A 933-nucleotide genomic window follows, 5' to 3' on the forward strand; every position below is an offset into this window, starting at 1 on the left:
GTCGGCTTCTCAGCCTTCCAGCCCTCACTGGCCACGCCGCCCCAGTTTGCGCCGGTGATCTGCTGCCAGGCACCTTTCTTCTTCCGCGCCTCTTCAGCTGCGAAGTCCTTACCGGCCGGGAAGCCAGTACGCAGGACAGGCATGACCATCTCCACCAGCTTCGGATCCAGCTTGCGCGCCAGCAGGCGCTTCTTGATTTCTTCGCCGGTCAGCTTGCAGCCAGTGGCCGCGAACAGAAAGGCGCGGCGCTCGTCCTCCTTCATGGCCGCGAAGCGCTGGCCGTTCAGGGCCACGCCGATGGCTGTACCAGTGGGCAGGCCGTCCGAGACCTGGGATACGCCCTTGGGCAGGTTGAAGGCATAGCTCCGGCCGTCATCCAGGCCGACCAGCACGCCGCCGGCCTTGGAGCCGGTATGCACCAGGGTCGGATATTCTTTCTTCAGCTTGGCGCGCACGACCTCGCCGCTGATGGCCATGCGCACGGCTTCCTGGATGCTGGACTTGCCCGAGCCGTTACGGCCGGCGATCAGGGCGACAGGGGTGGTCAGCTTGATATCGACGGTGCGCACGCCCAGCACATTGTCGACCTGCAGGTTGGTGATTTTCATCGCGATGTGTCCTTGTTCTTGTCGGAGGTGGCGGCCGCTCTGGGCGGCCATCCTGGTGGTTATTCGACTTGGTACTGACCCTGGCCAGCCGTTTCGGACTCGCCCGGGTCACCCGAGCCAGGATTCTGATTGCTGCCATCGTCGGGATCGTCCAGCGGCAGATCGCCGGTGCGGTCATCGTCGGTATCGCTATCACCTGGCTCACGTCCGGGCTCTGGCGTGAAGTGCTCTTCCAGCGCGCGCTTGCGGTTCTTCTTCGCCTGCTCCAACTCGAACTGCTTCTTTTCATCCGGCGGCACCAGGCTGATTTGCACCTCGGTGTCCA

Annotated in this window: 2 protein-coding genes; both read right to left on the reverse strand. The window is 63.8% G+C overall.

Going from position 1 to position 933, the window contains the following annotated elements; all coding sequences use genetic code 11:
- Positions 1 to 608, reverse strand: a 608-nt coding sequence (locus ACODSZ_RS23065) for an AAA family ATPase (protein WP_488928640.1), incomplete at its 3' end; no start/stop codon positions are given.
- 59 nt (positions 609 to 667) lie between these two features.
- A partial coding sequence (locus ACODSZ_RS23070; RefSeq protein ID WP_488928641.1) for a hypothetical protein occupies positions 668 to 933 on the reverse strand: 266 nt, incomplete at its 5' end.

Source organism: Herbaspirillum sp. FG34 (assembly GCF_057809315.1).